Genomic DNA, 25,385 nt, shown 5'->3' on the forward strand with positions numbered 1-25,385 from the left:
ATGAGTAGCGGACCGACGTGCGCCGGTCCCGTGGATCAGCGACGACGCGCGCGGCCGGTCGTCGTGGTCGCGCGCTCTCTCCTCACGTCGCTCGCGCGCTTGTCCTCGCGCATCCCGAGGAACGCGGGGTGGCGCAGCTTTCCGTCGCGGGTCCACTCGGTGTAGCGGACCTCGGCGACGAGCTCGGGGCGGATCCACGTCGCGCCCTTCTCGCGCGGCGGATCGATCACCGGCGGTTCCTCCACGCGGAGCGGCACCATGCGCTCGTAGAGATCCTCGAGCGTGTGGGTGTCGAACCCGGTCCCGACCTTGCCCGCGTAGCGCAGCGATCCATCGCGCTCGGGATCGACGGTGCCGAGCAGGAGCGATCCGAATCGCTGCCGCGCGCCCTTCGGCGGCGTGAAGCCGACGATCACGAGCTCCTCGCGCTGCTGGACCTTCACCTTCTGCCAGTCGAGCGATCGTCCCGCGAGGTACGGGCGATCGACGCGCTTCGCGATCAACCCCTCGAGCCCGAGCTTCGCCGCGGCGTCGAGGAACGACGCGCCGTCGCCGCGCACGTGCTCGGCGCGCCGCACCATTCCTCGCGAGGTCTCGGGCAAGAGCCGCGCGAGCCGCTCCTTGCGCTCGATCAGCGGCAGCCGCCGCAGATCCTCGTCGCCCTCGAAGAGCAGATCGAACACGAAGTACACCAGCCCGTGCCGCCCGCCCTGCTGCAGCGCTTCGAAGTGCGTGCGCCCCGCCTCGTCGATCGCGCAGAGCTCGCCGTCGAGGATCGCGCGCTCGATCGGCAAGCGCGCGAGCGCCGCGCACACCGGCGCGAAGCGCTCGTTGAACGAGAGCCCGTTGCGCGAGACGAGCCGCACGTCGCCGTGATCGAGATAGGCGAGGGCGCGATAGCCGTCGAACTTGATCTCGTGCAGCCACGCGTCGCCCTCGGGCGGCTCGTCGACCAGCGTCGCGAGCTGCGCCTCGACCTCGGGCAGCGCACCGCGCTTGCTCGTCCGTCGCGGGGTCGTGCTCGAGAGCGCGCGCGGCATCGTTCTCCGCTACGGCCTCACGCCGCGCGTCCCTTCTTCTTGCCGGGCTTCTCGTCGCCGGTGCTCTCGAGGCTCTTGCGCAGCAGCGCGACGAGATCCGAGGCCTTCGCCGGCGCCTCGCGCTCGGTGGGATGGCGCACCTCGGTGACCTTCCCGCTGCGCGCCTTCTCCTCGATCATCTGCAGCACCGCTTCGCGGTAGTCGTCCTGGTAGCGCCCGGGGTCCCAGTCGCTGCTCATGCGCGTGACGAGCTCCTCGGCCATCTCGAGCTCGCGATCACCGACCTTCAGCGACGACAGATCCTCCTCGGGCAGGTCGAGCCCCTTCGGCGATCGCAGCTCGTGCGACCAGCGCAGGATCTCGAGCACGAGCGCGCGCTTGTGCGCGTAGACCATCGCGAGGTGCTGCCGCGTGCGGATCACCACCTTGGCGATCGCGACCCGGTTCGTGCGCACCAGCGCTTCGCGGAAGAGCGCGTACGCGCGCTCGGCGCGCTTGAGCGGCGCGAGGTAGTACGGCTTGTCGAACCAGACCGGCTGGATCGCCTCGCGATCGACGAAGTCGACGATGTCGATCGTCTGCGTCGCCTCGACGTCTGCGGCCTGCAGGTCCTCGTCGGTGATGACGACGAACTCGCCCTTCTCGACCTCGTAGCCGCGGACGATGTGCTCCCACTCGACCTCTTCGCCGGTCGCCTTGTTCACGCGCTTGTAGCCGATCGGATCGAGCGTGCGGTCGTCGAGCTGGTGGAAGCGCAGCTCCTGCGTCGCGCTCGCGGTGTGGAGGCTCACCGGGATCTGGAGCAGGCCGAACCCGATCGAGCCGGTCCACAGCGCGCGCGGCACGCCCTTGGCGCCGCCCTCCGCGTGCTCCGCGTCGTCGTGCTTCTTCGCGGTCGCGGTGCGCGCCGCCTGCTTCGAGCTCGTGCGCTTGGTCTTCGTGGTGGTGCTGCTGCGGGTTCGTCGGGTCGCCATGTGCTGACTCCGGGAAGCGGATTCGAAGGACGACGAAGCAAACTCCGCGATCAGATGCCGCGCGGGGGCGGCTCGATCGTGGGCAGGCGGGGATCGCAGAGCGGATCGTCGAGGCGCGGCTGACTCGGCGAGGGGACGGGCGGACCGGGATCACCGGGGTTCGGCGCGTCGGGATCGTTCTCCGGCGTGTGCGCGGGATCGACGGGCGCGGGCGGAGGAGGCTGGACGTCCGCGGCGCTCGCGTGCGGAGCTCTCGTGGTCTGCATGACCTCGCGGATTCGCAATCACCGATCCACGGAGTGTGCGCGAGTGGATCGGGGGCCAGCGCCACGTGCGAGGCGACGTGCCTCGCGATCGCTCGGGCGCGGCGCGCGCGTCCGCGGTGATCGCGGCGCCGGCGCGCGTGCCGCGCTGCGGAGCTCGCGCGCCTGCTTCTTCGGTCGCGCGCGCACCGTGCCGTCGACGTGCAGCCGCCTTCGCAGGAACGTCAGCACCGCTGCCTCCTCGGGCCGCAGGCCGTGCCCCGGCGGATCCTTGGCGCGCGCGAGCGAGCGCTCGATCGACGCGAGCAGCGCGCCGTCCACGTGCGCCTCGAGGACGAGCGGGTGCACGTAGCATTTGCGGCAGACCGAAGGCGTGTTGCCGAGCACCTCGGCGACCGCCTTGATCGCGGCGACGACCTGCTTGTCGACGGAGCGCGGCGGCGCGTCTCCGCTGCAGATCCGCCGCAGCGCGAGGCCGGCGAGCACGGTCGCGGACCACGTGCGGAAGTCCTTCGCGGTGAAGTCGTCGCCCGCTGCTTCGCGCAGGTACGCGTTCACGTCGTGCGAGTGGATCGCGTGGAGCGAGCCGTCCTCCGCGCGGTACTTCAGGAGCACCTGTCCGGGCAGCTCGACGCACGTGCGCACGACGCGCGCGACGCGCGGATCGCGCACCGAGACGAAGCGCTCCTTGCCGCTCTTTCCCCGGAAATGAAAGGCGATCTCGTCGCCACGCAGCCTCACGTGACGGCGGGTCAGCGTGGTCAGGCCGTAGGAGTGGTTCTCGCGCGTGTACTCCTCGTTGCCCACGCGGATGGCGGTGGTGTCGAGCAGGCGCACCGCGGTCGCGAGCACGCGCTCGCGCGAGAGCTCGCGCCTGCCGAGGTCCGTCGTGACGCGCGCGCGGATCGCCGGGAGCGCGCGCGCGAAGTCGAGGATCTTCTCGAATTTCGTGGCGTCTCGCACGTCGCGCCAGCGCTCGTGATAGCGGTACTGCTTGCGCGTGCGCGCGTCGCGTCCGGTCGCCTGGATGTGCCCTCGCGGGTCGCGACAGATCCACACGTCGGTCCACGCAGGCGGGATGCGCAGCGCGTCGATGCGCGCGAGCGTCGCCTCGTCCTCCACCTCGTTCTCGTCCGGATCCACGTAGCGGAAGCGGCGCGGCGAGCGCGTCGGCACACGACGAATCCCGGGCTGCTCGTCGCTCACGTGGTGCAGGCCCGCGGAGCGCGCGGACTCCACCGCGTCCGCGAGCAGCTGCGCGGCCTCGGAAGCGTGGGCGCCCATGCCGTAGGGCGCATCGCAGCGGACGTGCCACGGCGAAGGCGGTGCGTCGTGCCTCGCACCGGAGGACCTCGACGCGCGTCGCCCCTCTCGCGGTACGGAACCTGCTCGAACGCGCCCCCGCAGCGCGGCCGTCGCAGTGGCGGCGCGCGCCCGAACGAACGAAGGAGCGAGAGATGGCCGGAGCGAAGAAGACCTCCCAGCAACGCAGCTCGTCGGCGGCGCGCAGCACGGGGCGTCGCGCCGCGCGCGTGACGAGCGCCACGAAGAAGACCGCGAAGCGGGGCACGACCAAGCGCGCGTCGACGAGCGTGGCGAAGCGCGCGGGCGCGACCAAGCGCACGACCACCGGCGCGGCGAAGCGCGCGACGACGAGCACGCGCAAGCGCGCGACCACCAAGCGCGCGGCGACCGCGAGCACGCGCGCCAAGGCGAAGAGCGTGCGCGGCGCCGTGAAGAGCGCGGTGCGCAAGGTCTCGGCCGCCGCGGGACGCGCGAGCTCGCGCGCCAAGCGCGCGTCGCGCAGCATCGCGAAGAGCGCCCGGATGTAGCCGCGTCGGGCACGCCGTCGTGGCCGCGGCCACGACGGCGTTCGCACGGCGCTCAGGTCGCGAGGCGGCGCGAGCCCATGCCGACGATCGCGAGCACGATCAGCGCGCCCACGACGCTGCCGATGAAGCTCGCGGGGTGAAGCGCGAGCACGCTCTGCCCGACCAGCAGGTTGCCGATCAGGCCTCCGATGAACGCGCCCACGACCCCGAGCAGCGTCGTCGGCACGAGGCCCATCGACTGCCGCCCCGGCATGATCGCGCGCGCCATCAAGCCGACGAGCAACCCGAACGCGATCCACGTGAGGACGAGGACGATCATGGTGTGGTGACCCCTTCCGGTCGCGGCCGTGATCGCGCTCGATCACGCGGAGGACCCCGAGCCCTCAGCGAGCAACCGAAGGGCCATCACGACGGGGCCCGGAACGCGCCCACCCGGCCGCGGCGCGACGCCGCGCGTGTGGCGCGCGATGCATCAGCCCGCGGCGCGCTCGAGCACTGCGCAGGGCAGCACCGCGAGCACCTCCGCGAGACGCAGCCCGTCTCGCGCGTCGTGCGTGCGTCCGGTGAGCACGTCGACGAAGCGCATCCCGTCTCCGAGCGCGTCGCCGCGAACCCGGCGCTCGCCCCACACCTCGCCGATCGGCATGCGCTCGCCCGCGAGCGCGAACGGGAGGCGCGTCGTGATCGCGACGTGCGCGTGCGCGTCGAGCATCCGCGCGAACGCGACGGTGTGCTCGTCTGCCGCGAGCGGGACGTACGCGCCGCGCAGATACAGCTCGGGCGCGCGACGCCGTGCATCGAGCGCGCGGTGCGTGACCAAGAGCTTCACGCGACCGTCGCTCGGTGTGGCGATCAGCGCGCGCGCGAGCGCCTCGGGATCGCGCGTCCCGCGTAGCTGCTCGAGCGTCGCCTGCAGCGCGTCGAAGGCCACGGGACGCCGGTTGTCGGGGTCCACCAGCGAGAGATTCCACGACTCGGAGCCCTGATAGAGATCGGGCACGCCGGGGCTCGCCGTGCGCAGCACCACCTGCGCGAGCGAGTTCGAGATCGCGGCGCTCCGGATCGTCGCGAGCAGCGCGTCCACGTCCGCGACGAACGACGCGTCGTCGAGCAGTCGCTCCACGAAGCGCTTGGTCGCGCCTTCGTACTCGGCGTCGGGACGGATCCACGACGTGAGCTCCTTCGCCTCGCGCAGCGCCTTCTCGACGAACCCGAGCATCCGCTCGCGCAGCGCCGCGCGCTCGTCGCCGCGCTCGGGCCACGCGCCCACCAGCGCCTGGTACACGAGGAGCTCGTCGCGCGGCACCGGCGCGAGGCTCCCGTCCTCGAGCTGCGTGCGCGCGTCGGCGTGCGCGCGCGACCACCGCACGACCGCGTGACGCCACATGTCGGGGCGCTCCGCGAGCACCGCGAGCCGCGCGCGTGCGTCCTCGCCGCGCTTGGTGTCGTGCGTCGACGTCGTGGTCATCGACGCCGGCCATCGCTCGAGCCGCTCGAGGTTCGCGCGGTGCAGATCCTCGACCGACACCGCGGGCGCGCCCGGCTCCGAGCCCACCTCGTTCGCGGCGAGGAAGGGCACGAACCGATAGAACGCGGTGTCCTCGATCGCCTTCGCGGTCGCGGGGCCGGTGAGCTGCTGGAAGCGCATCACGAGGTGCGCGCGCGTGCCGCCCGGCTCGAGCGACGTGTCCAGCAGCAGCTGCTCGAGGAAGTCGAACGCGTCCGCCACGCGCTCCGGGCTGCGCTTGCGCGCGCGCCGCAGCGCTCTCTTGATCAGCGCGTCGTCGTCGCGCTCGCGCGATCCGTCGGGCCGCACGTACGAGCGATAGGTGGGAAACGCCGCGATCGTCTCCTCGAGCGCGACGGTCAGCGCGCTCGGCGTCAGATCGCACCACTGTCGATCGGCGGCTGCGAGGCGCTCGAGATCGTCGGCGAGCGCGCGCACCTCGCTCGCGAAGGTCGTGCGCAGCACCATGCGCTTCGACACGTACGAGTGCTCTTCGAACGAGAGCCCGTCGCCGGTGAAGCGTCGATGGAACGCGAGGTTGCGCGCGGCGCCGCGGGGATCGACGAGCACGCCGGTGAAGATCCGCGCCGTCTCGTATCCCGTCGTGCCGTCGATCGCCCAGCCCGACGGCAGCTTCTCGTGCTGCGCGAGGATCTTCTCGGCGACCACCCAGATCGCGCGCCCCTGCACCCCTCGCGCGCGCGCCGCGCCCTCCTGCAGCGCGACGAAGTACCCCGCGGGATCCGCGAGCCCGTCGGTGTGATCGAGCCGCACTCCATCGACGAGCCCGCGGCCGATCCACGAGAGCAGCGTGCGGTGCGCGGCCTCGAACACGTCGGGCAGCTCCATGCGGATCGCCGCGAGGTGATCGACGTCGAAGAAGCGGCGGTAGTTGATCGACTCGAGCGCGAGGCGCCACGCGCTGGGCCGGTACACCTGCTTCTCGACCATCGCGTGCAGCGCGTCGAAGCTCGAGGGATCGCCGGGCGACCCGTTGTACGCCGCGACCGCCGCGTCGATCGCGCCCGCGATCTGCGCGTCGTCCTCGATCGCCTCGGCGAGCGCGCGATCGAGCTCCCGTGCTCGCCGCGCCGCCTCGGGATCCGCAGCGCGCGGGCCCGGCAGATCGGAGAGCGCGCGCGCGATCTTCGCGAGCCGTGCGCGCGACGGATCGATCTCGGGCAGGCGCTCGACCGCGCTCGACACCAGCGGCGCGAGCGTGGAGGGCGCGAGCGGCAGCGCGCGCTCCCAGTAGTCGAGCCGCACGTGCCCGCCGTGCCGCGCGAGACGCAGCTCGCCCCTCTCGAGCACGCGCCCGTACATGTCCCCGAGGATCGGCAGCAGGATGCGCCCCTCGAGCCCGATCCGCGGCGGTGACCACTCGACGTCGAAGAACGACGCGGCGCTCGATCCGCGCCCGTACGTCAGCAGGTCCTGCCACTGCGCGTTGCGATCGCTCGCGACGCTGACGTGGTTGGGCACGAAGTCGACGATCACGCCCATCCCGCGCGCGTGCGCGTCGCGTGCGAGCGCCTCGAGATCGCGCTCGCTGCCCAGCACCGGATCGATGCGCTCGTGCGAGACGACGTCGTACCCGTGTGTGCTCTCGGGCTCGGCCTCGAGGATCGGCGAGAGGTACACGTCGGTCACGCCGAGCGCCTCGAGGTAGTCGAGCAGCGCGCGCGCCGCGCGCAGATCGACGCCTTGCCTCAGCTGGATGCGATAGGTGGAGAGCGGGACGCGCATGAGCGGTGCCCACCACCTGGGCACCAGCCCGCGCGATCCCATGCCCCCGCGACTGCGATACGCTCTCGTGTCGGGGGAGGTGGCGATGCAGGAACGACGCGAGCACGAGCGTCACGCGGTCTGGTTCCCGATCTCGGTGAGCAGCGCCGGGGGAGAGGGCATCGCGATCAGCTACGACGTGAGCTCGGGAGGCCTCTTGATGGCGTGCCCCGGGCGCATCGAGCCCGGCGCGGAGGTCACCGTCACGTTCCGCCTGCGCGAGGGCACGCCCGAGCAGACCGCGCGCGGTCGCGTGCTGCGGGTCGAGGAGAACCAGCCCGACGGCCCGTGGCGCTGGCGCATCGCGGTCGAGTTCGAGCACGAGGTGCCCGAGATCGAAGGGCTCCTCGCGCAATCGCCCGCGGTCGCGACCGCCTGATCTCGCCAAACCTCGATCGCGGCCGCAGGCTCTGGTCCGCCCGATGTCCTCGGATCGCTCGCGCTTCCACCTGCCCACCTTCGGCGCCGTGCACGTCCCCATGCGCGCGCCGACCGTCGACGAAGCGCGTGCCTCGCTCGGTGGTCGCGCGTCGACCTCGTCCGAAGCGGGCGCGCTGGTGCAGGTGATCGAGGCGTCGTCGCGCGTCGCGGGCGTGATCGTGTTCGCGTCCGCCGACGAGCGCGACGTGTGGATCGGGGAAGGGCGCCTGCGCCGGGTCGCGGCCGCGAGCTGCGTGCACGCCGAAGGACCGATCGATCCCGCGCTCGCGCCGGTCGCCGTCGATGCCGCGCGCTTCGCGGCGCTGAGCGAAGGCACGCGGGTGCGCTACCGCGATCGCATCGGCGTCGCGCACGAGGGCACGCTCGTCGAGAAGTGCCGCTACGGCGCGCTCGTGGAGTCGAGCGCCGGTCGCGTGCTCGCCGTGAGCTTCCGTCGGATCGAGCGCGCCTAGGGCCTCGACGCGCGCCGGGTCAGCGCGCTCACCGGCACCAGCTCGCTCTCGCGTGACGGCGCCTCGGGCTGCACCGTCACGTGCTGGATCCCGTGCACCTCGTGGATGCGCGACGACACCTCGGCCGCGACCTCCACGCCGTGCGCGCCCGGCATCAGCACCACGTGCACCGTGACCGCGTCGAACCCCTCTTCGATGCGCCACGCATGCAGATCGTGCACGTCGGCGACGCCGCGCGTCTCGCGGATCGTCCGCTCGAGCTCGTGCACGTCGAGCCCGGCGGGCGCGGCCTCCATGAGCACGCGCGTCGCGGCCCGCACCAGCCGCCACGACGCGAGCGCGATCAGCACCGAGATCAGGAGCGAGCTCGCCGCGTCGGCCCACGTCCATCCGAGCCACGCCACCGCGGCGCCCGCGGCCATCGCCGCGACCGAGCCCGCAGCGTCCGCGAGCACGTGCGCGAGCGCCGCGCGCACGTTCACGTTCGTGCGCCCGCGCGAGAGCACCCACGCGGACGCGAGGTTCACCGCGAGGCCCACCGTCGCGACGCCGAGCATCCACCCGCCCGCGACCTCCTGCGGCTCCGCGAGCCGCCGCAGCGCCTCGACGACCACCAGCACCGCGCTCGCAGCGAGCGCCGCGGCGTTCGCGAGCGCCGCGAGCGTCTCGGCGCGACGGAACCCGAACGTCCGCTCGCGCGTGCGCGGCCGCTCCGCCATGCGCTGCGCCGCGAGCGCCAGCGCGAGCGCGCCTGCGTCCGAGAGCATGTGCCCGGCGTCCGAGAGCAGCGCGAGGCTGTTCGAGATCACACCCCCGACCGCCTCGACGATCATGAACGAGGCGGTCAGCGCGAACGCGATCCCCAGCGCGCGCGCCGGCGTCGATCGCATCTCCGCCGCGTGATCGTGATCGTGGCCCTGCGCGTGATCGTGCGAGTGCCCGTGATCGTGCGCGTGGTCGTGACCGTGGTGGTGATCGTGGTGGGCGCCCACTCGACCGATCCTATTGCCCCGCGCGCCTTCCGGCGCACGCGCACGGGCGCTCGCTCACGCGCGCCCACCTCGTCCCCATTGCTGATCGCGCCCCCATCCACCAGAGTCCCCGGTCGCGTGATCGCAGACGACAAGATCGCGGAGATCCGCGAGCGGACCGACGTCGTCGCGCTGATCGGCGAGTACGTGGCGCTCAAGCGCGCCGGCGCTCAGTTCAAGGGCCTCTGCCCCTTCCACTCCGAGAAGACGCCCTCGTTCCACGTCCATCCCGAGCGCCAGTTCTTCCACTGCTTCGGGTGCCAGGCGTCGGGCGACGCGTTCGCGTTCGTGATGAAGCTCGAGGGGCGCAGCTTCATCGAGGCCGCGCGGATGCTCGCCGAGCGCGCGGGGATCGAGATCGCGCCCGAGGACGCGCGTGAAGAGGCCGCGCATCGCCAGGCCCGCCAGGAGCGCGATCGCCTCCTCGCGTGCACCGAGGCCGCGGCGGGCTTCTTCGTGAAGATGATCGACGAGCACCCGCTCGGCGGCATGGCGCGCGACGCGATCCTCAAGCGCAGTGTGACGCTCGAGACCGCGCGCACCTATCGTCTCGGCTACGCGCCGCACGGCTGGGATCACCTCGCGCGGTTCCTCGCGGATCGCGGCTTCTCCGCGCGCGACGCGGAGAACGCGGGGCTCATCGTCCCGCGCCGCACCGGCGACGGGTACTACGACCGGTTCCGCCATCGCCTGATGTTCCCCATCGCCGACGTGCACGGCCGCATCGTCGCGTTCTCGGGCCGCATCCTCGATCCCCCGCCCAACGATCCCCCGCGCGAAGGCCAGGACCCGCCCGCGAAGTACGTGAACTCGCCCGAGGGGCCGCTCTACAAGAAGGGCGAGCTCCTCTTCGGCCTCCACGAAGCGCGCGTCGAGCTGCGCCGCGAGTCCCACGCGATCCTCTGCGAGGGCAACTTCGACGTGCTCGCCGTGCACCAGGCGGGTCACAAGCACGTCGTCGCGCCGCTCGGCACCGCGTTCACCGCGATGCAGGCGAAGCTCCTTCGTCGCTACGTCGCGAAGGTCACGCTGCTCTTCGACGGCGATCGCGCGGGGCGCAAGGCCGTCGCCGCGGCGCACCCGCTGCTCTCGGGCGAGGCGCTCGTCACGAAGGTCGCGTCGCTCCCGCCGGGCGAGGATCCCGACAGCTTCGTGCGGGCGAAGGGCCCCGAGGCATTGCGCGACCTGATCGCGGCCGGCCTGCCGATCGTCGAGCACCTGATCGAGTCGTCCGCCGCCGATGCGGGCGTGGATCCCGCGGCGCGCGCCGCCGCGATCGAGTCGCTCGGCCCGGTGCTGATGGCGATCCGCAACCCGGTCGAGGCGCGCCTGTGGGTGGAGCGCATCGCCCAGGCGTTCGAGATCCACGACCTCGAAGCAGTTCGGCGACAACTCCGCAAGGGAATTCGTCTGCCGACGCGAAAGCCGACCCAAGGGTCACCCCCCGACGCCGCTCCGAAGCCCCCGTCTCCTCCTCCCGAGTACCCGGAGATAGAGAAAGATGTCGTCGGCGCGATGCTCGATCACCCTGGCCTCCTGGGATCCAGTGAGGCCGCAATGCTCGACGCCCTTTTGACGTCCGAAGATCTTCGGGCCATTCTTCGCCACGCGGCGCATCTGGTGAGCTCGCGTGGGGTGGTGGACGCTCCGGCGCTGCTCGCCTCGATGGGGGAGAGTCCGGCCCGCACTTGGCTCGAGGAGCGTTTGTCGGTCCAGACCTTCGATGCAGCAGGCGCCGAGTCGTTCCTCCGGACGGCATTGCCGCATTTGCGGAAGCGCCGCATCGAGCGGGAGCTGCGAGCGCTCGCGCCACTCATCAAGCAGGCGCTGGTTCGTGGAGACGTGGAGCGTGCGACCGAGCTGATGCGGCGTCGCGACGAGCTCTATCGCATGGCCGCGCAGCCGCAGCCGAGCGCCGAGAAGAGTTAGTACGAGGGGCCGTGCTCACCGTGGGGGAGAGAGCGCGGCGACGAGGGACGGGGACGCGAGGACGATCGACCAGGGACCCGTGAGCGCGGGCACCACGAGGTGAAGATGGTGGAGAGGAACGGGGCGTCGGGGCGCAAGCCGGCGAAGGCGAGGGATGCGAAGTCCCAGGACGCCGAGGCGGACGACGACGGCGAGGAGTTCGAGCCTCGGGCTTCGAGCCTTCCTCCGCCTCCGAGCGGCGGCGGTCGCCGTCTCCTCGGTCGCGAGCGCAAGGAGGTCCAGGCGCTGCTCGACAAGGGCCGCAGCAAGGGCTTCCTCACCTACGACGAGGTGAACGAGGCGCTGCCGCCGGAGATGGTCAGCTCCGAGCAGATCGACGACCTCATGATGCTGCTCGGCGACGAGTCGATCGACGTCGTCGACAGCGCGAACGAGGGCAAGGCGACGCAGGCGAAGGCCCGTCGCGAGCGCCCCGACCGCGAGGTCTCGGGCGTCCAGCGTCGCCCCGAGGCGTCGGACGACGACGACGACGACGACAGCCCCGCGCCCGAGCGCCGTCAGGCCACGTCGGCGGCGCCGCCGAGCGTCGACGACGCGATGAACACGAAGAGCAACGACCCGGTCCGCATGTACCTGCGGAAGATGGGCTCGGTCTCGCTCCTCACGCGCGAGGGCGAGGTCGAGATCGCGCGTCGCATCGAAGAGGGCGAGAACAAGGTCTTCGAGGTCATCCTCTCCTCGAAGGTCGGCCTCGGCGAGGTCATCGAGCTCGGCGAGAAGCTCAAGAAGGGCAAGATCCGCGTCCGCGAGATCTGCAAGGAAGAGGAGACCACCGAGGAAGGCCAGGAGGTCGACGAGGAGGAGTGGAAGAACCGCGTCGTCCGCCTCATCGACAAGGTCAAGCGCCTCGAGGGTCAGCACCAGAAGATCAAGGAAGAGCTCGAAGCTGCGAAGAAGGTCAGCGACCGCGCGCGGAAGCAGGCCGAGCAGCAGATGGACAAGATCCGTCGCGAGCGCTTCGACACGCTCCGCGAGCTGCGCCTGAACCGGAAGCAGATCGACCGGCTCGTCAACACGATCAAGGGCTTCGTGCGCCGCGTCGAGCGCGCGGAGACGCAGATCAACGAGGCCGAGCGTCGCGCGGGTGGGCTCACGGAGAAGGCGATCCGCCAGGCCCTCCGCGAGATGCAGGAGAACGCGGCGACCGCGAAGCGTCTCTCGAAGAAGATCGGCGCGGAGCCCGATCAGCTGAAGGAGATCCTCGAGGAGATCGCGGAGGCCCGGCGCGGGATCAAGAAGGTCGAGGAGGAGCTCGGTCTCCCCGTCGACAACCTGCGCGCGACCTACCGCGAGCTGCACGAGGGTGAGCGCGACGCGGAGAAGGCGAAGGCGGAGCTCGTCGAGGCGAACCTTCGTCTCGTCGTGAGCATCGCGAAGAAGTACACGAACCGCGGCCTGCAGTTCCTGGATCTGATCCAGGAGGGCAACATCGGATTGATGAAGGCGGTCGACAAGTTCGAGTACCGCCGCGGCTACAAGTTCAGCACGTACGCGACGTGGTGGATCCGGCAGGCGATCACGCGCGCGATCGCCGATCAGGCGCGCACGATCCGCATCCCGGTCCACATGATCGAGACGATCAACAAGCTGATCCGGACCTCGCGTTATCTCGTCCAGGAGCTCGGCCGCGAGCCGACGCCGGAGGAGATCGCCGAGAAGATGGAGATGCCGCTCGACAAGGTCCGCAAGGTCCTGAAGATCGCGAAGGAGCCCATCTCGCTCGAGACTCCGATCGGCGAGGAGGAAGACTCGCATCTCGGAGACTTCATCGAGGACAAGTCGGTGGTCAGCCCGATCGAGGCGGTCATCAACATGAACCTCGAGGAGCAGACGCGTCGTGTGCTCAAGACGCTGACGCCGCGCGAGGAGAAGGTCCTCCGCATGCGCTTCGGCATCGGCGAGAAGAGCGACCACACGCTCGAAGAGGTCGGTCAGGACTTCGAGGTGACGCGCGAGCGCATTCGTCAGATCGAGGCGAAGGCGCTGAGGAAGCTGAGGCATCCCAGTCGGAGCAAGCAGCTTCGGTCGTTCATCGAGAACAACTGAGCGAGAAGAAGCCCCGGGGTCGAGAGACCGCCGGGGCTTCGAGCTTCTGGGGGACTGCCGAGCACGCGCAGGTGGCACGTGGACGAGCACGCGGGACGAGCACGTGCACGAGCAGGCGGGCGCGGCGCTCAGGAAGCCGGGGTGCTGAAACGCGCGGCGCCCAGCTTGGTCAGCATTGCGACGACGCGCTCGATGAGTTGCTTGGCCTGGTCCGTGTCGACGCGCGCTTCGGGGATTCGCGCAATCACGTCGAGGAGCGCGCCGCACTCCATTGCTGAGCCACGAGCGATGCTCAGGTGGCGTCGCCGGTCGTCGCGCGTCGACCGGCCCATCGCTTCGGCGACGTTGAGCGGGATCGACGTCGCAGCGCGACGGAGTTGATCTCCGATCGGGCCGTAGCCACGGGGCACTCGGTCCGCGAGCACGAGCGCGAGCGAGAGGAAATCGAGTGACGTGCGGTACACATCGAGCCGTTCGTAGTCGAGCATGCGGCCACCATCGTCCGTGCCGCGGCGCCGGTGCCTGGGAACGCGTGCTCGTGCACGTGCTCGTCCCGCGTGCTCGTCCACGTGCCACCTGCACGTGCTCGGTTGTTCGGTCGCTCATCCCTGGCTAGAACCGAAGCCGACGGGCCCATAGCTCAATCGGTCAGAGCTCCCCGCTCATAACGGGGCGTGTCCTGGTTCGAGTCCAGGTGGGCCTATTCATAAGGGCGTTCGAAGATCAGCACGTGCGCGCTCGACGCATCGAAGCCGACGAAGCGCCAGCCGTTCTGCCCTGCTTCGTTCGCCCAGCGCCCCTCGTCCCAGCCGTGCCGGACCGTCATGTAGCGCCAACGCGTTCCGGGCGCGGATTGCGCCTCGGCGCGTGGCAGCACCAGCACCGCGGCCGCGAAGCCGAGCGCGAAGGTCAGACCGAGCGCGAGGCCGAGCCAGAAGCCATGTCTTGCCGTCATCCGCGCGAGTATGACCCGCGCTCGTGCGCGGATCGCGCGCTCGCACGAACCCGCGCGAGAGCGAGGCGGAATGCGTGTCGTGCCGTCACGACAGCCAGGTCCAGCGGCGCCCGACTTGCTTCCAGCCGCGAAGAGGGGTACACGCCCCGCCCACGAGGAGCGGACGACTTTGCGGGAACAGTTGAGGGCGCTGGTCAAGCTCGCGGAGATCGATTCCCAGGCCCGTGGAATCGATGATCGACTCAAGGGCATCCCGGCCGAGCTCGACGAGCGCCGCGCCGCGGTTCGCGCCCTCGAAGCACTGGTCGAGCGACAGCGCTCGACGATCACCGAAGCCGAACGCCTGCTCGCGCAGCAGGACAACGACATCGCCTCGCGCAACGACGCGCTCTCGAAGGCGAAGGGGAAGAGCGCGAAGGCGCGCACGATGCGCGAGGCCGAGGCCGCAGAGCGCGAGCTCGACTCGATCCGCAAGTCGATCAAGGACGGCGAGACCGAGAAGGAGCGCCTCCGCGAGAAGGTCGCGCAGACCACCGCAGCGCTCGCCGATCCGACGAAGACGCTCGACGAGCAGAAGGCCGAGCTCGCCGCATCCGAAGCCGCCGCCGAGACGAAGCTCGGCGACCTGCGCACGGAGCGCGAGCGCGTCGTCGCAGGTCGCGACGAGTACGCGAAGAAGATCGACAAGCAGTACATCCGCCTCTACGACCGCCTGCGCACCAAGCTCACGCCTGCGGTCTGCGAGGTCGTCGGCGAGACGTGCATCGGGTGCCGCATGCAGATGCCGCCGCAGCGCTTCATCCAGCTGCAGCGCGGCACCGAGATCATGCAGTGCCAGATGTGCCAGCGGATCGTGTTCCACAAGGACGTGCTGGGCGACTGAGCACGTCGCGATGCGACGCACGAGACGCCCGTGACCGCGAGGTCGCGGGCGTTTTGCGTTTCTACGCGCGCTCGCGCGCGGCGACGACGAGCAGCGCGAGCCCGGCGAGCGCGATCACCACGCGCGCGGCGACGAACACCTGCTCGCCGAAGAGCGCGCTCTCGCGCGTCATCAGGTAGTCGGTGAGCAGCCCGTCGGTGAGCACCACGAGCGACCACGTGATCGACGCGACCCCGGTGACGATCGCGAACGTGCGTGCGCGCGGTCTCGCGCTCCACGCGCCCGCGATGCCGACGATCGCGAGCAGGACCGCGGTGGGGATGAACATCAGGCCCCACGAGTGGTGCGTGATGCCGGTGTGCAGGAGGCGCTCGTCGCCGCCGGTCGTCGCGACGACGACGTGATGGAACGGCTGCGTGAGCGCCCACGCCGCGACGAGCGACGCGAGCGCGACGACGAGCGAGAGCGCGCGACGGACGCCGGTCACACGTACGTGAGCCACTCGGCGACCGGCGGACGAACGCCGCGCACGACCTCGAAGTAGCGGTCCTGCACCTTCTTCGTCAGCGGGCCGCGCGCGCCCGCGCCGATCTGCCGATCGTCGATCTCGCGCACCGGCGTCACCTCGGCGGCGGTGCCGCACATGAAGACCTCGTCGGCGATCCAGAGCTCGTCGCGCGTGATGTCGCGCTCCTGCACCTCGACGCCGAGATCCTTGCGCAGGATCGTGAGCAGCGTGTCCCGCGTGATCCCGCCGAGGATCGAGCCGCCGTAGGGCGCGGTCGCGACGACGCCGTCGCGCACGAGCCACACGTTCTCGCCGGTCGCCTCGGACACGCGGCCCTGCGCGTCGAGCATGATCGCTTCCTGGTAGCCCGCGGCGATCGCCTCGCGCTTCGCGAGCACGCTGTTCACGTAGTGGCCCGAGACCTTGCCCTTCGACATCAGCATGTTGATGCCGGGGCGCGTGAACGAGCTGACCTTCGCGCGGATGCCCTTCGCAAGGCCTTCTTCGCCGAGGTACGCGCCCCACTTCCACACCGCGATCGACACGCGCGTCGGGTTGATCGCGCCGAGGCCCATCGCGCCGTCGCCGAGGAACACGAGCGGGCGCAGGTAGCAGCTGCTGAGGCCGTTCGCGCGGACCGTCTCGATGCACGCATCGACGATCTGGTCCTGCGTGTACGGCATCGGGATCGTGCAGATCTTCGCGGAGTCGAAGAGGCGGCGGACGTGCTCGCGCAGCCGGAAGATCGCGGTGCGCCCGTCGTGCGTCTCGTAGGCGCGGATGCCCTCGAACGTACCGAGGCCGTAGTGGAGGGTGTGCGTGAGGACGTGGACCTGGGCGGCGTCCCAGTCGACCAATCGTCCGTCCATCCAGATCTTCGCCACCCGATCGACCATCGCACGCCTCCTCGGAGACGCGCGTTCTAGCAATCGACCGTGGGTGCTCCAAGGGCCTTTTCGCGCGGAACGACGGGCCCTCGCGCGACGCGTCGCGTCACTCGTCGAGCTGCGCGAGCCACGCGTGCTCGGGGAGCGCGTCGAACGCCGCGCGCCAGCGCGGATCGTCGATGCGCGCGCTGCGCGTGGCGAGGCGCGCGCGTGCGTCGGCGATCGTGAGGCGCGCGGCCTCGCGATCCCCACGAGCGATCAGCGCCTCGATGCGCGCACGGGCGATCACGCCGTGCGCGAGCTCGGGCGCGCCGGTGAGCGCGAGCGCGCACCACGCGTCCTCGGCGAGCGTGCACGCGGCGTCGACGTCGCCGCACGCGAGCGCCGCGCTCGAGGCGGTGGCCGCGGCATAGGCACGGGTCGTCGGCGGGATCGGCGCGGCGAGCGCTTCGGTCGCGAGCCGTCGCGCGCGCGGGGCGTCGCCCTCGGCGAGGGCGACCGTCGCGAGCAGGTTGCGCGCGAAGCCCTGGTTCACGCCGTCGCCTGCTGCGTCGGCGCGCGCGATGCAGCCCTCGAGCTCGGTGCGCGCCTCGGCGAGACGGCCACGTCGCGCGAGCGCGAGCCCGAGCACGCCGCGCGCGTACGCGACGAGGAAGCCCGCGCCGTGGGTTTCGCCGGTGTCGACGGCGATCCGCGCCGCGTCGAGCGCTTCCTCGACGAGGCCGAGGCCGAGGCTCGAGTACGCGACGTCGATGCGCGCCAGACCGAGCGCGCCTGCGTCGCCCGCGCGCTCCGCGTGTCGTGCAGCGCGCTCGGCGTGGCGGCGTGCTGCCGCAGGGTCTCCTTCGCCGAAACGTGCGCGGTAGACGCGGACGAGCTCGATCCATGCGAGCGAGCCGGGGTCGCGCTCCTGGCCGTCCTGCCGCGCGAGGCGCGCGAGGATGGGATCCGCGATGGCGATCTGGCCCGCGCGATAGAGCACGATCGCGGCGATCGCGTGGGCGCGTACCTGCACCGAGCGCGCGTCCTCGGGGAGCTCCGCGGTGATGATCTGCCCGATGATCTCCGCGGCTCGCGCGAGCGGGAGCGCGCTGCCGGCGAAGAGCAGCGCGGACGCGGCGCGGCTCCAGAGCGGGCTGCCAGGTGGTGCGCTCGACATCACGGCGCGCGCGGCGTCGTGCAGCTCCGCGAAGCGGGCGCTCCAGGCGAGGGCCTCGACCTCGATCATCGCGATCGATCCCGCACGCTCGGGGTGCGATGCCGCGCCGAGGGCGAGCGCGCGTCGCGCGTGATCCACGGCGCCCTCGAAGTCGCCGCCCTCCAGGGCCTGCTCGCCCGCCCGCTCGAGCCACACGATCGCGAGCGTGGGCTCGCTGCCTCGCTGCAGGTGCTCGGCGAGGAGCGTCGCGTCGCGCGTGTTGCTGCGCTCGAGCCATGCGGCGGCGAGCCGATGACCGAGCCGCCGATCGTCGTCGGTGAGCATGTCGTACGCGGCTTCGCGCACGAGCTCGTGGTGGAACGAGACCTCGCGATCGCGCGCGAAGCCGGTGCCTCGCACCTCGACGATCTCGTGATCGACGAGCTCGCGCAGCGCCTCGTCGATCGGCTCCGCGCCTCCGACCAGCGCGATGACGCCCGCGAGCGGCGCGTCCTTGCCGAACACGCTCGCCGCGCGCGCGACCCGACGTGCGGGCCCCGAGAGCGACTCGAGGCGCGCCTGCAGCATCGCGAGCACCGAGTCGGGCAGCGCGTCCTCGCCGGGCTCGAGCGCGACGCGGCGCAGGATCTCCTCGAGGAAGAGCGCGTTCCCCGCGCAGCGCTCGACGATGCGCGCGATCAGCGCGGCGGGCGCGTCGTCGCCGAGCACGCTGCGCGCGAGGCGCTCGCAGGTGCGACGGCCGAGCTCGCCGAGGCGCAGCTGCGACGCGCCGCGCTCCGCCCAGAGCGAGGGAAACGGATCGTGCACCTCGGGGCGGGCGAGGCCGAGCACGAGCAGCGGGCGATCCGCGAGCGCGCGCAGCGTGCCGTCGAGGGCGCGGATCGACGGCAGATCGGCCCAGTGCAGATCCTCGAGCACGAGCATCAGCGGGCCGCGCTCGCAGCGCGCGGCGAGCAGATCCTGGAACGCGCGGCGGAGCTGATCGCCCATGCGCATCGGATCCATTCGCGCCGGGGCGAGCTGGACGTCGGCGGCGTCGGTGATGCGCGCGCCCACGAGCTCGGCGAGGAACGTCGCGGTGCGTGCGCGATCGTCCTCCTCGGGGATCTCGCGCGCCGCCCACGCGACGATCGCCTCGCGCTGCACGCTCGCGTCCGACCCAGGGTCGAGGTCGAGCGCGCGCCGCGCGATGCGCGCGGCGAGCTGCCACGGCGATCGCCGTCCGACGCTGTCGGCGCGCGCCCCGACGACCACGACGTCGCCGCGCGCGTCGACGCGGGCCACGAGCTCCGTCGCGAGCCGCGACTTTCCGGCGCCCGGCGGCCCGGTGACGAGCACTGCTCGCGCGACGCGCGCTTCGACGCACTCGTCGAGGGTCGCGTCGATCATCGCGATCTCGCGCTCGCGACCGGCGAACGGGAGGTGCATCCCGACGGCGCGCCCTTCGCCCGCGACGTCGCGCATCGCGCGCAGCTCGAAGCCGCCGCCCTCGCGCACCACGATCTCGAAGCGCGCGTCGAGCAGCCCGGCGGTCGCATCGTCGATCGTGATCGTCGCGCCCGTGCTCTCGCGAAGCAGCGCCTCGGCGCGCTCGCGCGCTTCGCCGAGCAGCGTCGAGGCTGCGAAGAGCCCGCGTCCGGTCGCGATCGCGATCGATGCGTCGGGGAGCACGCCGCGCGAGAGGAGCGCGCATCGTGCCGCGCGCGCCGCGAGATCGGTCGCGGTCGTGGTGCCTCGCAGCGCGACGAGCACGCTGCGATCGGGCAGCACCTCGGGCTCGACGCCGAGCGGACGCAGCGCCGCGATCAGCGCGCGGCGCGGGGTCGGGTGCGCGGGATCGATCGACGCGAGCACGACCGCGACGAGGCGCTGCTCGTCCTCGCCCAGCACCGCGGTGGTGAGCGGTCGCTCGTGTCGCGGCAGGAGCGGCTCCATCGCGTCGAGCACCGCCGCGACCTCGCGCGCGTCGGCGGGACGGTCCGCGAGATCGCGCGCGAGCATGCGGTGCACGAGCGCGAGCAGCGGCGCCGGCAGCGCAGGCCGGACGCGCTCGAGGGGCTCGTAGCGGCCGGCCGCGAGATCGGCGAGCACGGTGACGAGCGCGTCGCCGGGGAACGCGGGACGCTGCGCGAGGCAGCGATAGAGCACGCACCCGAGCGCGAAGACGTCGGCGCGCGCGTCGATCACGAGCTCTCCGCGCGCCTGCTCGGGGGCCATGTAGCCCGGCGTGCCGACGAGCGCGCCGGTCGCGGTCACGCGATCGGCGAGCCCACGGCGCGCGATCCCGAAGTCGAGGAGCTTCGCCCCGCGCTCGGTGAGCATCACGTTCCCGGGCTTCACGTCGCGGTGCACGATGCCGCGCGCGTGCGCGACGCCGAGCGCGTGGGCGATCGCCGCGACGAGGTGAACCGACTCGAGCACCGTGAGCTCGCGCTGCGCGAGCCGCGCCTGCAGCGTCTCTCCCTCGAGCCACTCCATCGCGAGCCACGCGTCGCCGCGATCGGTCGTGCCGTGCGCGACGTACGCGACGATGCTCGGATGCGCGATGCCCGCGAGCAGCACGTGCTCGCGCTCGAAGCGATCACGATCCGCCGTCGTCGCGAGCGCGATCAGCTTCAGCGCGACGTCGCGACCCGTGAGGCGATCCCGTGCGCGCCACACCTCCGACATCGCCGTGGACATCACGCGGTGTCGCAGCTCGAAGCGTTCCTGCTCGTCCCGTGCGACCACCCTGGCGTCCGCGGCTCGAAACGCGCGAATATACCAGAGTGCGACGTCGCGCCCCGCGCGAGTGACCATGAACGTCCTCTCGCGCTCCACGGTTCGGGTGGGCGACGTCCTCGCGGGCCACGGGTTCTCGCGGCGCGCCGAGTCCTCCGCGGGGTCGCGCTGGCCGCGTTCCACCGCCCCTCGGAGCTCGAGCCGGTGATCGAGGCGTACCGGAGCCGTTTACTTTCCTGGTCGCGGTCGCGCGATCGCGCCCGCTGACCCGGCCCGGTCGAACGGGCGGGACGGACGTTGGCCAGCCGCGCGCGTGGCTGGTACACCGACGCGCGAGGGCGTTTGCGACGGCTCGGCATCGATCCCGGCACGCGGCGAGTGGGCGTCGCGGTCGCCGACGACGAAGGGATGCTCGCGTCCCCGCGCGACACGATCGAGCACGTGTCGGACGAGGCGACCGCGCGCGCGATCGCGAAGGTCGCCGAGGAGGAGGACGCGGGCGAGATCGTCGTCGGCCTCCCGCTCGGGCTCGACGGTCGAGAAGGGCCCTCGTCGCGCCATGCGCGATCGCTCGCGCGGGCGATCGCGAAGGCGAGCGGGCGCCGCGTCGTGCTCTGGGACGAGCGCATGACGTCGCAGGCCGCGCATCGCGCGCTCGCGGCCGGTGGCGCGTCGAGCCGTGATCGCCGGGGCAAGGTCGATCGCATCGCGGCCGCGCTCCTGCTCGAGTCGTACCTCGAGGCGCAGCGCGCGAAGGCCGCGCGCGCCAGGGCGAAGGCGCGCGACGACGAGGAGCCGTGAGCGCGAAGCGAGCCGCACGCAGCCCGCGGCGCGGGTCACGGGCAGGGCGAGCGTCCGAGCCGCGCGCGCTCCGCGTCGCCTCGGTCGCGCTGCTCGTCCTGGTGGGCCTCGCGGTCGCGGCGATCGCGGCGATCCTGATCGTCTATCCGAAGCAGCGCGCCTCGGGCACCGGGCGCGCGACCGAGATCACGATCGCCTCGGGCGAGCGCTTCGGCGATCTCACCGCGCGCCTCGCGAGCGCGGGGGTGATCGAGCGCCCGTGGATCTTCGCGATCTACGCCCGCCTCGTCGGCGCGGACGAGCACCTCCGCGCCGGCACGGTGGTGCTCACCGACGACATGAGCCCGCGCGAGGTCGTGCAGCGCATCGCGCACGGCTTCGGCACCGCGTCGGTCGAAGTGCTCGTGCCCGAGGGCTTCCACCGCTACGACCTCGCCGCGCGCCTCGATCGCTGGGGCGTGTGCTCGCGCGATGCGTTCCTCGAGGCGACCGAGGACCGCGCGCTGCTCGACGAGCTCGAGATCCCCGGGCCGACCGCCGAGGGTTATCTCTTCCCCGACACCTACGAGCTCGCCGAGGGCATGAGCGCGCACGACGTCGTACGGCGCATGGTCACGAACCATCGACGCCGCACCACGCCGGTGCTGCGCGAGCTCGCGTCGGGGCTCGCCACGCTCGAGCGCGATCTGCGCTGGAGCCCGCACGAGGCGATCGTGCTCGCGTCGATCGTCGAGCGCGAGGCGGTTGCGCGCGAGGAGCAGCCGATCATCGCGGGCGTGTTCCTCAATCGCCTTCGCGATCCCACGTTCGTGCCGCATCGGCTCGACGCGGATCCGACCGTCTCGTACGGCTGTCTCGCGTTCCCCGATCTCGCGCCCTCGTGCGCGGGGTTCCGCGGTCGCATCAGCCGCGCGATGACCCACGATCCCGCGAACCCGTACAACACGTACCGCCGCGAGCAGCTCCCGCCGGGGCCGATCAGCAACCCCGGGCTCGATGCGCTGCGCGCGGTGCTCGCGCCGGCGCGCCACGACTATCTGTTCTTCGTCGCGCGCGGTGGAGGACGTCACGCGTTCAGCCGCACGCTCGGTGAGCACAGCCGCACGACCGCGCGGGTGCGCGACGCGCAGGACGAGTGATCGTGCATCGCAAGGGCACGCAGCTCGATCTGTTCGGCGGCGAGACGCCTCCGCCGTCTCCTCCTCCTCCGCGCCCGATCGCGCCTCGTCCTCGCCGCGGTGAGCTCGATCCGATCCCCGCGCCCGATCCCACGCTGGTCGCGCTGGCGTCGCGCCTGCCGCGCCACGTGCGGCTCGGCACCTCGAGCTGGACCTTCCCGGGATGGGCCGGGCACGTGTACCGCCGTCGTTATCCCAACGAGCGCGTGTTCACCCAGCGCTCGCTCGAGGAGTACGCGCAGTTCCCGCTCTTCCGCACGGTCGGCATCGATCGCAGCTTCTGGGCGCCGATCCCCGAGCACGAGCTCGAGGCGTACGCGGCGCAGCTCCCCGACGGGTTCCGATGCGCGATGAAGGTCTGGGAGGAGATCACGACGGTCTCCTATCCCTCGCATCCGCGCTACGGCGCGCGCGCAGGTCAGCTCAACCCGCACTTCCTCGATGCGCGCGTGTTCCGCGAGCTGATCGCCGAGCCGGTCGCGCGTGCGTTCGGTCGTCACCTCGGCGCCTTCGTGCTCGAGATCCCGCCGCCCCCGAAGCTGCCGCACCGACCGACGTTCGAGCGCCAGCTCGCGCGATTCTTCGAAGAGGTGCCTCGTCACTTCCACTACGCGGTCGAGCTGCGCGACAAGCGCCTCCTCACGCGTCGTCACGTCGAGCTCCTGCGCGCGCACGGCGCGAGCCACGTGTGGAACCACTGGTCGCGCATGCCGCCGATCTCGATGCAGCGCGAGATCGCGGGCGCGCCGCTCGGTCCGATCGCGATCGCGCGCCTCATGCTCCCGCAGGACGCGCAGTACGAAGCGCAGAAGGCCGCGATGGAGCCCTTCGACACGCTGGTCGCGCCGGATCCCGAGATGCGCGCCGACGTGATCCGCCTCGCGCGCGAGTGCGAGGACGCGGGCGCGGAGCTCTACGTGATCGTCAACAACAAGGTCGAGGGCAGCTCACCGTGGACGGTGCGCGCGCTCGCGGAGAGATTGGCTCGATGAGCGGATCGGATCGCAACCTGACGTGGCACGCGGGCGAGGTGAGCGCGGCGGATCGTGCGCGCGCGCTGGGGCACGGCGCGGCGACGGTGTGGCTCACGGGGCTCTCGGGGTCGGGCAAGAGCACGCTGTGCCGTCGCGTGGAGCGCGCGCTCGTCGAGCGCGGCGTCGGCGCGTACGTGCTCGACGGCGACAACGTGCGCATGGGGCTCAACGCGGATCTCGGCTTCGGCGCGAAGGATCGCGAGGAGAACATCCGGCGCATCGGCGAGGTCGCGAAGCTGATGACCGACGCGGGCCTCGTCGTGCTCACCGCGTTCATCTCGCCGTTCCGCGCCGACCGCGCGCGCGTGCGCTCGATCGTGCCCGCGGGGCAGTTCTTCGAAGTCCACGTCGCGACGTCGATCGAGGAGTGCGAGCGACGCGACCCCAAGGGCCTCTACGCGAAGGCGCGCCGCGGCGAGATTCGCGACTTCACGGGCATCGACTCGCCGTACGAGCCGCCCGACGCGCCCGAGCTGGTGGTGGGCCACGACGGAGTGGGCGCGGACGTGAACGCGGCGCGCATCGTCGAGATGCTCGAGGTCCGCGGGATCGTCCCGCGGTGACGCGCGCCGCGCTCGATGCTCACGCCTGCGGCGGATCGACCCACTGCACGAGCTGCAGGATCACGCCGTTCGGGTCTTCGACCTGGAAGTACCGCTCGCCCCACGCCTCGGTCTCGATCGGCGTGACGATCGGGGCACCCTCGGCGCGCAGCCGCGCGTACTCGCGATCGACGTCGTCGACCACGAACGCGACGAGCAGCCCGTCGGCGCGCCGGCCCTTCATCGCCTCGGGTTTGAACGAGGCCAGCCCGGTCCGGAGGAAGATCAGGTTGAAGCCCGCGTCGCTGCGCGAGAGCGAGACGAACCCATCCGCCGCCATGTCCTCGGTGAACCCGAAGTGCTTCTTCACGAACTCCGCCGATGCGGTGACGTCGTCGACGTTGAGCGAGAGCGCCGAGCGAGTGATCTGCATGCTGCCGTCCTCCTCCGTACGGTGTACGCTATACGGTGTACGGAGATGCTCGGCAAGCGACGGAGGGCGCCGCTGATGGCCCGCGAGCGCACTGGCGCCGGCGATCCCGCGCGCACGCTCGAGCTGCTCTGGCGTGCCTCGCGCGAGCTCGACGCGCCGCAACGCGGGCCGCGTCCGACGCTCTCGATCGACGCGGTGGTCGAGGCCGCGATCGAGCTCGCCGACGCCGACGGGATCGATGCGCTGAGCATGCGGTCGCTCGCGCAGCGCTTCGGCGTCGCGCCGATGGCGCTCTACACGTACGTGCCGGGCAAGGCGGAGCTGCTCGATCTGATGGTCGATCACGCGTACCGCACGATGCCGCGCAGCACACCGCGCGGGGCCTCGTGGCGCGCGCGGATCGCGGAGGTCGCCGACGACAACCTCGCGCTCCATCGACGTCATCCCTGGCTCGCTCGCGTCGCGACCCATCGGCCTCCGCTCGGGCCGGGGCTCATGGCGAAGTACGATCACGAGCTCCGCGCGCTCGAGGGCACGGGGCTCGACGACGTCGAGATGGACGCGGCGCTGACGTTCGTGCTCGGGTTCGTCGCGTCGTGCGCGAGCGCCGCGGTGGACGAGCGCGCCGCGGAGCGCGAGAGCGCGATGGCCGATCAGGCGTGGTGGGCCGCCAACGCGCCGCTGCTCGCGCGCGTGCTCGACCCGACGAGGTTCCCGGTCGCGGCGCGCGTCGGCGCGGCGGCGGGCGAGGCGCACGGCGCCGCGTACTCGCCCGAGCACGCGTACGCGTTCGGGCTCGAGCGCGTGCTCGACGGCCTCGAGGTGCTGATCACGCGCCGCGCGTCGGGGACCTCGGCGAAGCCGAAGCGATCGAAGCCACGTCGCGCGTGAGGCTCGACGATGGAGCGACCGCCGACGTGCGCA

The 25,385-nt window shown here is 71.8% G+C and carries 24 protein-coding genes and 1 tRNA gene; 12 read left to right on the forward strand and 13 right to left on the reverse strand.

Going from position 1 to position 25,385, the window contains the following annotated elements; genetic code table 11:
- Positions 1 to 35: 35 nt before the first annotated feature.
- From ligD to I5071_RS09355, 4 genes are read right to left on the reverse strand one after another with little or no spacing between them, the layout of a single operon-like run.
- Positions 36 to 1,040, reverse strand: coding sequence for a non-homologous end-joining DNA ligase (gene ligD, locus I5071_RS09340; protein WP_236605064.1), 1,005 nt, complete (start codon positions 1,038 to 1,040; stop codon positions 36 to 38).
- Between the two features lie 17 nt (positions 1,041 to 1,057).
- A complete protein-coding gene (locus I5071_RS09345; protein ID WP_236605065.1) occupies positions 1,058 to 2,014 on the reverse strand; it encodes a Ku protein in 957 nt (318 codons plus the stop codon).
- A gap of 50 nt (positions 2,015 to 2,064) precedes the next feature.
- A complete protein-coding gene (locus tag I5071_RS09350; protein ID WP_236605066.1) occupies positions 2,065 to 2,280 on the reverse strand; it encodes a hypothetical protein in 216 nt (71 codons plus the stop codon).
- Positions 2,281 to 2,298: 18 nt separating this feature from the next.
- Positions 2,299 to 3,561 (reverse strand): DNA topoisomerase IB, encoded by a 1,263-nt coding sequence (locus tag I5071_RS09355; protein ID WP_236605067.1) that lies wholly within the window; start codon positions 3,559 to 3,561, stop codon positions 2,299 to 2,301.
- A 173-nt stretch (positions 3,562 to 3,734) separates the two neighbouring features.
- On the opposite strand from I5071_RS09355, the gene I5071_RS09360 reads away from it, so the two are divergent.
- The gene (locus I5071_RS09360) at positions 3,735 to 4,109 is read left to right on the forward strand and encodes a hypothetical protein (protein ID WP_236605068.1); all 375 of its coding nucleotides are present in this window, start codon (positions 3,735 to 3,737) and stop codon (positions 4,107 to 4,109) included.
- Between the two features lie 52 nt (positions 4,110 to 4,161).
- Here the strand turns inward: I5071_RS09360 and I5071_RS09365 are convergent, their stop codons facing one another.
- Both I5071_RS09365 and treY read right to left on the reverse strand, forming a co-directional pair.
- Positions 4,162 to 4,428, reverse strand: a complete 267-nt coding sequence (locus I5071_RS09365) for a GlsB/YeaQ/YmgE family stress response membrane protein (protein ID WP_236605069.1) — start codon at positions 4,426 to 4,428, stop codon at positions 4,162 to 4,164.
- Between the two features lie 153 nt (positions 4,429 to 4,581).
- Positions 4,582 to 7,362 (reverse strand): malto-oligosyltrehalose synthase, encoded by a 2,781-nt coding sequence (gene treY / locus I5071_RS09370; protein WP_236605070.1) that lies wholly within the window; start codon positions 7,360 to 7,362, stop codon positions 4,582 to 4,584.
- 85 nt (positions 7,363 to 7,447) lie between these two features.
- On the opposite strand from treY, the gene I5071_RS09375 reads away from it, so the two are divergent.
- Both I5071_RS09375 and I5071_RS09380 read left to right on the forward strand, forming a co-directional pair.
- Positions 7,448 to 7,780, forward strand: coding sequence for a PilZ domain-containing protein (locus I5071_RS09375; RefSeq protein WP_236605071.1), 333 nt, complete (start codon positions 7,448 to 7,450; stop codon positions 7,778 to 7,780).
- 43 nt (positions 7,781 to 7,823) lie between these two features.
- Positions 7,824 to 8,294, forward strand: coding sequence for a hypothetical protein (locus I5071_RS09380; protein WP_236605072.1), 471 nt, complete (start codon positions 7,824 to 7,826; stop codon positions 8,292 to 8,294).
- Here I5071_RS09380 and I5071_RS09385 read toward each other — a convergent pair.
- Entirely contained in the window at positions 8,291 to 9,184 is an 894-nt protein-coding gene (locus I5071_RS09385) for a cation diffusion facilitator family transporter (protein ID WP_236605073.1), read from the reverse strand. The genes I5071_RS09380 and I5071_RS09385 overlap by 4 nt on opposite strands.
- Before the next feature lie 9 nt (positions 9,185 to 9,193).
- Between I5071_RS09385 and dnaG the strand changes: the two genes are divergently transcribed.
- Positions 9,194 to 11,254: a DNA primase gene (gene dnaG / locus I5071_RS09390; RefSeq protein ID WP_236605074.1), complete on the forward strand. Its 2,061-nt coding sequence runs from the start codon at positions 9,194 to 9,196 to the stop codon at positions 11,252 to 11,254.
- Positions 11,255 to 11,359: 105 nt separating this feature from the next.
- Complete coding sequence (gene rpoD / locus I5071_RS09395; protein ID WP_236605075.1) at positions 11,360 to 13,360, forward strand: RNA polymerase sigma factor RpoD; 2,001 nt, start codon at positions 11,360 to 11,362, stop codon at positions 13,358 to 13,360.
- A gap of 128 nt (positions 13,361 to 13,488) precedes the next feature.
- On the opposite strand, the gene I5071_RS09400 is transcribed toward rpoD, so the two are convergent.
- A complete protein-coding gene (locus tag I5071_RS09400) occupies positions 13,489 to 13,848 on the reverse strand; it encodes a four helix bundle protein (protein ID WP_236605076.1) in 360 nt (119 codons plus the stop codon).
- Between the two features lie 141 nt (positions 13,849 to 13,989).
- Here I5071_RS09400 and I5071_RS09405 point away from each other — a divergent pair.
- Positions 13,990 to 14,063 (forward strand) — tRNA-Ile (locus I5071_RS09405).
- Here I5071_RS09405 and I5071_RS09410 read toward each other — a convergent pair.
- Positions 14,061 to 14,315, reverse strand: coding sequence for a hypothetical protein (locus I5071_RS09410; RefSeq protein ID WP_236605077.1), 255 nt, complete (start codon positions 14,313 to 14,315; stop codon positions 14,061 to 14,063). The genes I5071_RS09405 and I5071_RS09410 overlap by 3 nt on opposite strands.
- A gap of 70 nt (positions 14,316 to 14,385) precedes the next feature.
- Between I5071_RS09410 and I5071_RS09415 the strand changes: the two genes are divergently transcribed.
- Entirely contained in the window at positions 14,386 to 15,198 is an 813-nt protein-coding gene (locus I5071_RS09415) for a zinc ribbon domain-containing protein (protein ID WP_236605078.1), read from the forward strand.
- A gap of 61 nt (positions 15,199 to 15,259) precedes the next feature.
- Here the strand turns inward: I5071_RS09415 and I5071_RS09420 are convergent, their stop codons facing one another.
- The 3 genes from I5071_RS09420 to I5071_RS09430 form a co-directional block, all read right to left on the reverse strand.
- Entirely contained in the window at positions 15,260 to 15,700 is a 441-nt protein-coding gene (locus tag I5071_RS09420; protein WP_236605079.1) for a hypothetical protein, read from the reverse strand.
- On the reverse strand, positions 15,682 to 16,602 hold the full coding sequence (locus I5071_RS09425) for a branched-chain amino acid transaminase (protein ID WP_236605080.1): 921 nt from the start codon (positions 16,600 to 16,602) through the stop codon (positions 15,682 to 15,684). The genes I5071_RS09420 and I5071_RS09425 overlap by 19 nt, the downstream gene beginning before the upstream one ends.
- Before the next feature lie 97 nt (positions 16,603 to 16,699).
- A complete protein-coding gene (locus tag I5071_RS09430) occupies positions 16,700 to 20,656 on the reverse strand; it encodes a serine/threonine-protein kinase PknK (protein WP_236605081.1) in 3,957 nt (1,318 codons plus the stop codon).
- Between the two features lie 114 nt (positions 20,657 to 20,770).
- Between I5071_RS09430 and ruvX the strand changes: the two genes are divergently transcribed.
- From ruvX to cysC, 4 genes are read left to right on the forward strand one after another with little or no spacing between them, the layout of a single operon-like run.
- Complete coding sequence (gene ruvX, locus I5071_RS09435) at positions 20,771 to 21,274, forward strand: Holliday junction resolvase RuvX (RefSeq protein WP_236605082.1); 504 nt, start codon at positions 20,771 to 20,773, stop codon at positions 21,272 to 21,274.
- Positions 21,271 to 22,413, forward strand: coding sequence for an endolytic transglycosylase MltG (mltG, locus tag I5071_RS09440; protein ID WP_236605083.1), 1,143 nt, complete (start codon positions 21,271 to 21,273; stop codon positions 22,411 to 22,413). Before ruvX ends, mltG begins: the two co-directional genes overlap by 4 nt.
- Before the next feature lie 2 nt (positions 22,414 to 22,415).
- Positions 22,416 to 23,444 carry a DUF72 domain-containing protein gene (locus I5071_RS09445; protein WP_236605084.1) on the forward strand — a complete coding sequence of 343 codons (1,029 nt, stop codon included), beginning with the start codon at positions 22,416 to 22,418 and terminating at the stop codon, positions 23,442 to 23,444.
- Complete coding sequence (cysC, locus tag I5071_RS09450) at positions 23,441 to 24,049, forward strand: adenylyl-sulfate kinase (RefSeq protein ID WP_236605085.1); 609 nt, start codon at positions 23,441 to 23,443, stop codon at positions 24,047 to 24,049. The genes I5071_RS09445 and cysC overlap by 4 nt, the downstream gene beginning before the upstream one ends.
- A 19-nt stretch (positions 24,050 to 24,068) precedes the next feature.
- Here cysC and I5071_RS09455 read toward each other — a convergent pair whose 3' ends face one another.
- Positions 24,069 to 24,461 carry a VOC family protein gene (locus I5071_RS09455; RefSeq protein ID WP_236605086.1) on the reverse strand — a complete coding sequence of 131 codons (393 nt, stop codon included), beginning with the start codon at positions 24,459 to 24,461 and terminating at the stop codon, positions 24,069 to 24,071.
- Positions 24,462 to 24,536: 75 nt separating this feature from the next.
- On the opposite strand from I5071_RS09455, the gene I5071_RS09460 reads away from it, so the two are divergent.
- Positions 24,537 to 25,352, forward strand: a complete 816-nt coding sequence (locus I5071_RS09460; protein ID WP_419249646.1) for a TetR/AcrR family transcriptional regulator — start codon at positions 24,537 to 24,539, stop codon at positions 25,350 to 25,352.
- The last annotated feature ends 33 nt before the right edge of the window (positions 25,353 to 25,385 follow it).

The organism is Sandaracinus amylolyticus (assembly GCF_021631985.1).
GTDB classification, from domain to species: domain Bacteria; phylum Myxococcota_A; class Polyangia; order Polyangiales; family Sandaracinaceae; genus Sandaracinus; species Sandaracinus amylolyticus_A.

What these genes read in the sequence shown, in the direction of transcription:
- ligD (WP_236605064.1), bottom strand. Translation starts at nt 1,040, where the DNA reads ATGCCGCGCGCGCTCTCGAGCACGACCCCGCGACGGACGAGCAAGCGC.
- I5071_RS09345 (WP_236605065.1), bottom strand. Translation starts at nt 2,014, where the DNA reads ATGGCGACCCGACGAACCCGCAGCAGCACCACCACGAAGACCAAGCGC.
- I5071_RS09350 (WP_236605066.1), bottom strand. Translation starts at nt 2,280, where the DNA reads ATGCAGACCACGAGAGCTCCGCACGCGAGCGCCGCGGACGTCCAGCCT.
- I5071_RS09355 (WP_236605067.1), bottom strand. Translation starts at nt 3,561, where the DNA reads ATGGGCGCCCACGCTTCCGAGGCCGCGCAGCTGCTCGCGGACGCGGTG.
- I5071_RS09360 (WP_236605068.1), top strand. Translation starts at nt 3,735, where the DNA reads ATGGCCGGAGCGAAGAAGACCTCCCAGCAACGCAGCTCGTCGGCGGCG.
- I5071_RS09365 (WP_236605069.1), bottom strand. Translation starts at nt 4,428, where the DNA reads ATGATCGTCCTCGTCCTCACGTGGATCGCGTTCGGGTTGCTCGTCGGC.
- treY (WP_236605070.1), bottom strand. Translation starts at nt 7,362, where the DNA reads ATGCGCGTCCCGCTCTCCACCTATCGCATCCAGCTGAGGCAAGGCGTC.
- I5071_RS09375 (WP_236605071.1), top strand. Translation starts at nt 7,448, where the DNA reads ATGCAGGAACGACGCGAGCACGAGCGTCACGCGGTCTGGTTCCCGATC.
- I5071_RS09380 (WP_236605072.1), top strand. Translation starts at nt 7,824, where the DNA reads ATGTCCTCGGATCGCTCGCGCTTCCACCTGCCCACCTTCGGCGCCGTG.
- I5071_RS09385 (WP_236605073.1), bottom strand. Translation starts at nt 9,184, where the DNA reads ATGCGATCGACGCCGGCGCGCGCGCTGGGGATCGCGTTCGCGCTGACC.
- rpoD (WP_236605075.1), top strand. Translation starts at nt 11,360, where the DNA reads ATGGTGGAGAGGAACGGGGCGTCGGGGCGCAAGCCGGCGAAGGCGAGG.
- I5071_RS09400 (WP_236605076.1), bottom strand. Translation starts at nt 13,848, where the DNA reads ATGCTCGACTACGAACGGCTCGATGTGTACCGCACGTCACTCGATTTC.
- I5071_RS09410 (WP_236605077.1), bottom strand. Translation starts at nt 14,315, where the DNA reads ATGACGGCAAGACATGGCTTCTGGCTCGGCCTCGCGCTCGGTCTGACC.
- I5071_RS09415 (WP_236605078.1), top strand. Translation starts at nt 14,386, where the DNA reads ATGCGTGTCGTGCCGTCACGACAGCCAGGTCCAGCGGCGCCCGACTTG.
- I5071_RS09425 (WP_236605080.1), bottom strand. Translation starts at nt 16,602, where the DNA reads ATGGTCGATCGGGTGGCGAAGATCTGGATGGACGGACGATTGGTCGAC.
- cysC (WP_236605085.1), top strand. Translation starts at nt 23,441, where the DNA reads ATGAGCGGATCGGATCGCAACCTGACGTGGCACGCGGGCGAGGTGAGC.
- I5071_RS09455 (WP_236605086.1), bottom strand. Translation starts at nt 24,461, where the DNA reads ATGCAGATCACTCGCTCGGCGCTCTCGCTCAACGTCGACGACGTCACC.
- I5071_RS09460 (WP_419249646.1), top strand. Translation starts at nt 24,537, where the DNA reads ATGGCCCGCGAGCGCACTGGCGCCGGCGATCCCGCGCGCACGCTCGAG.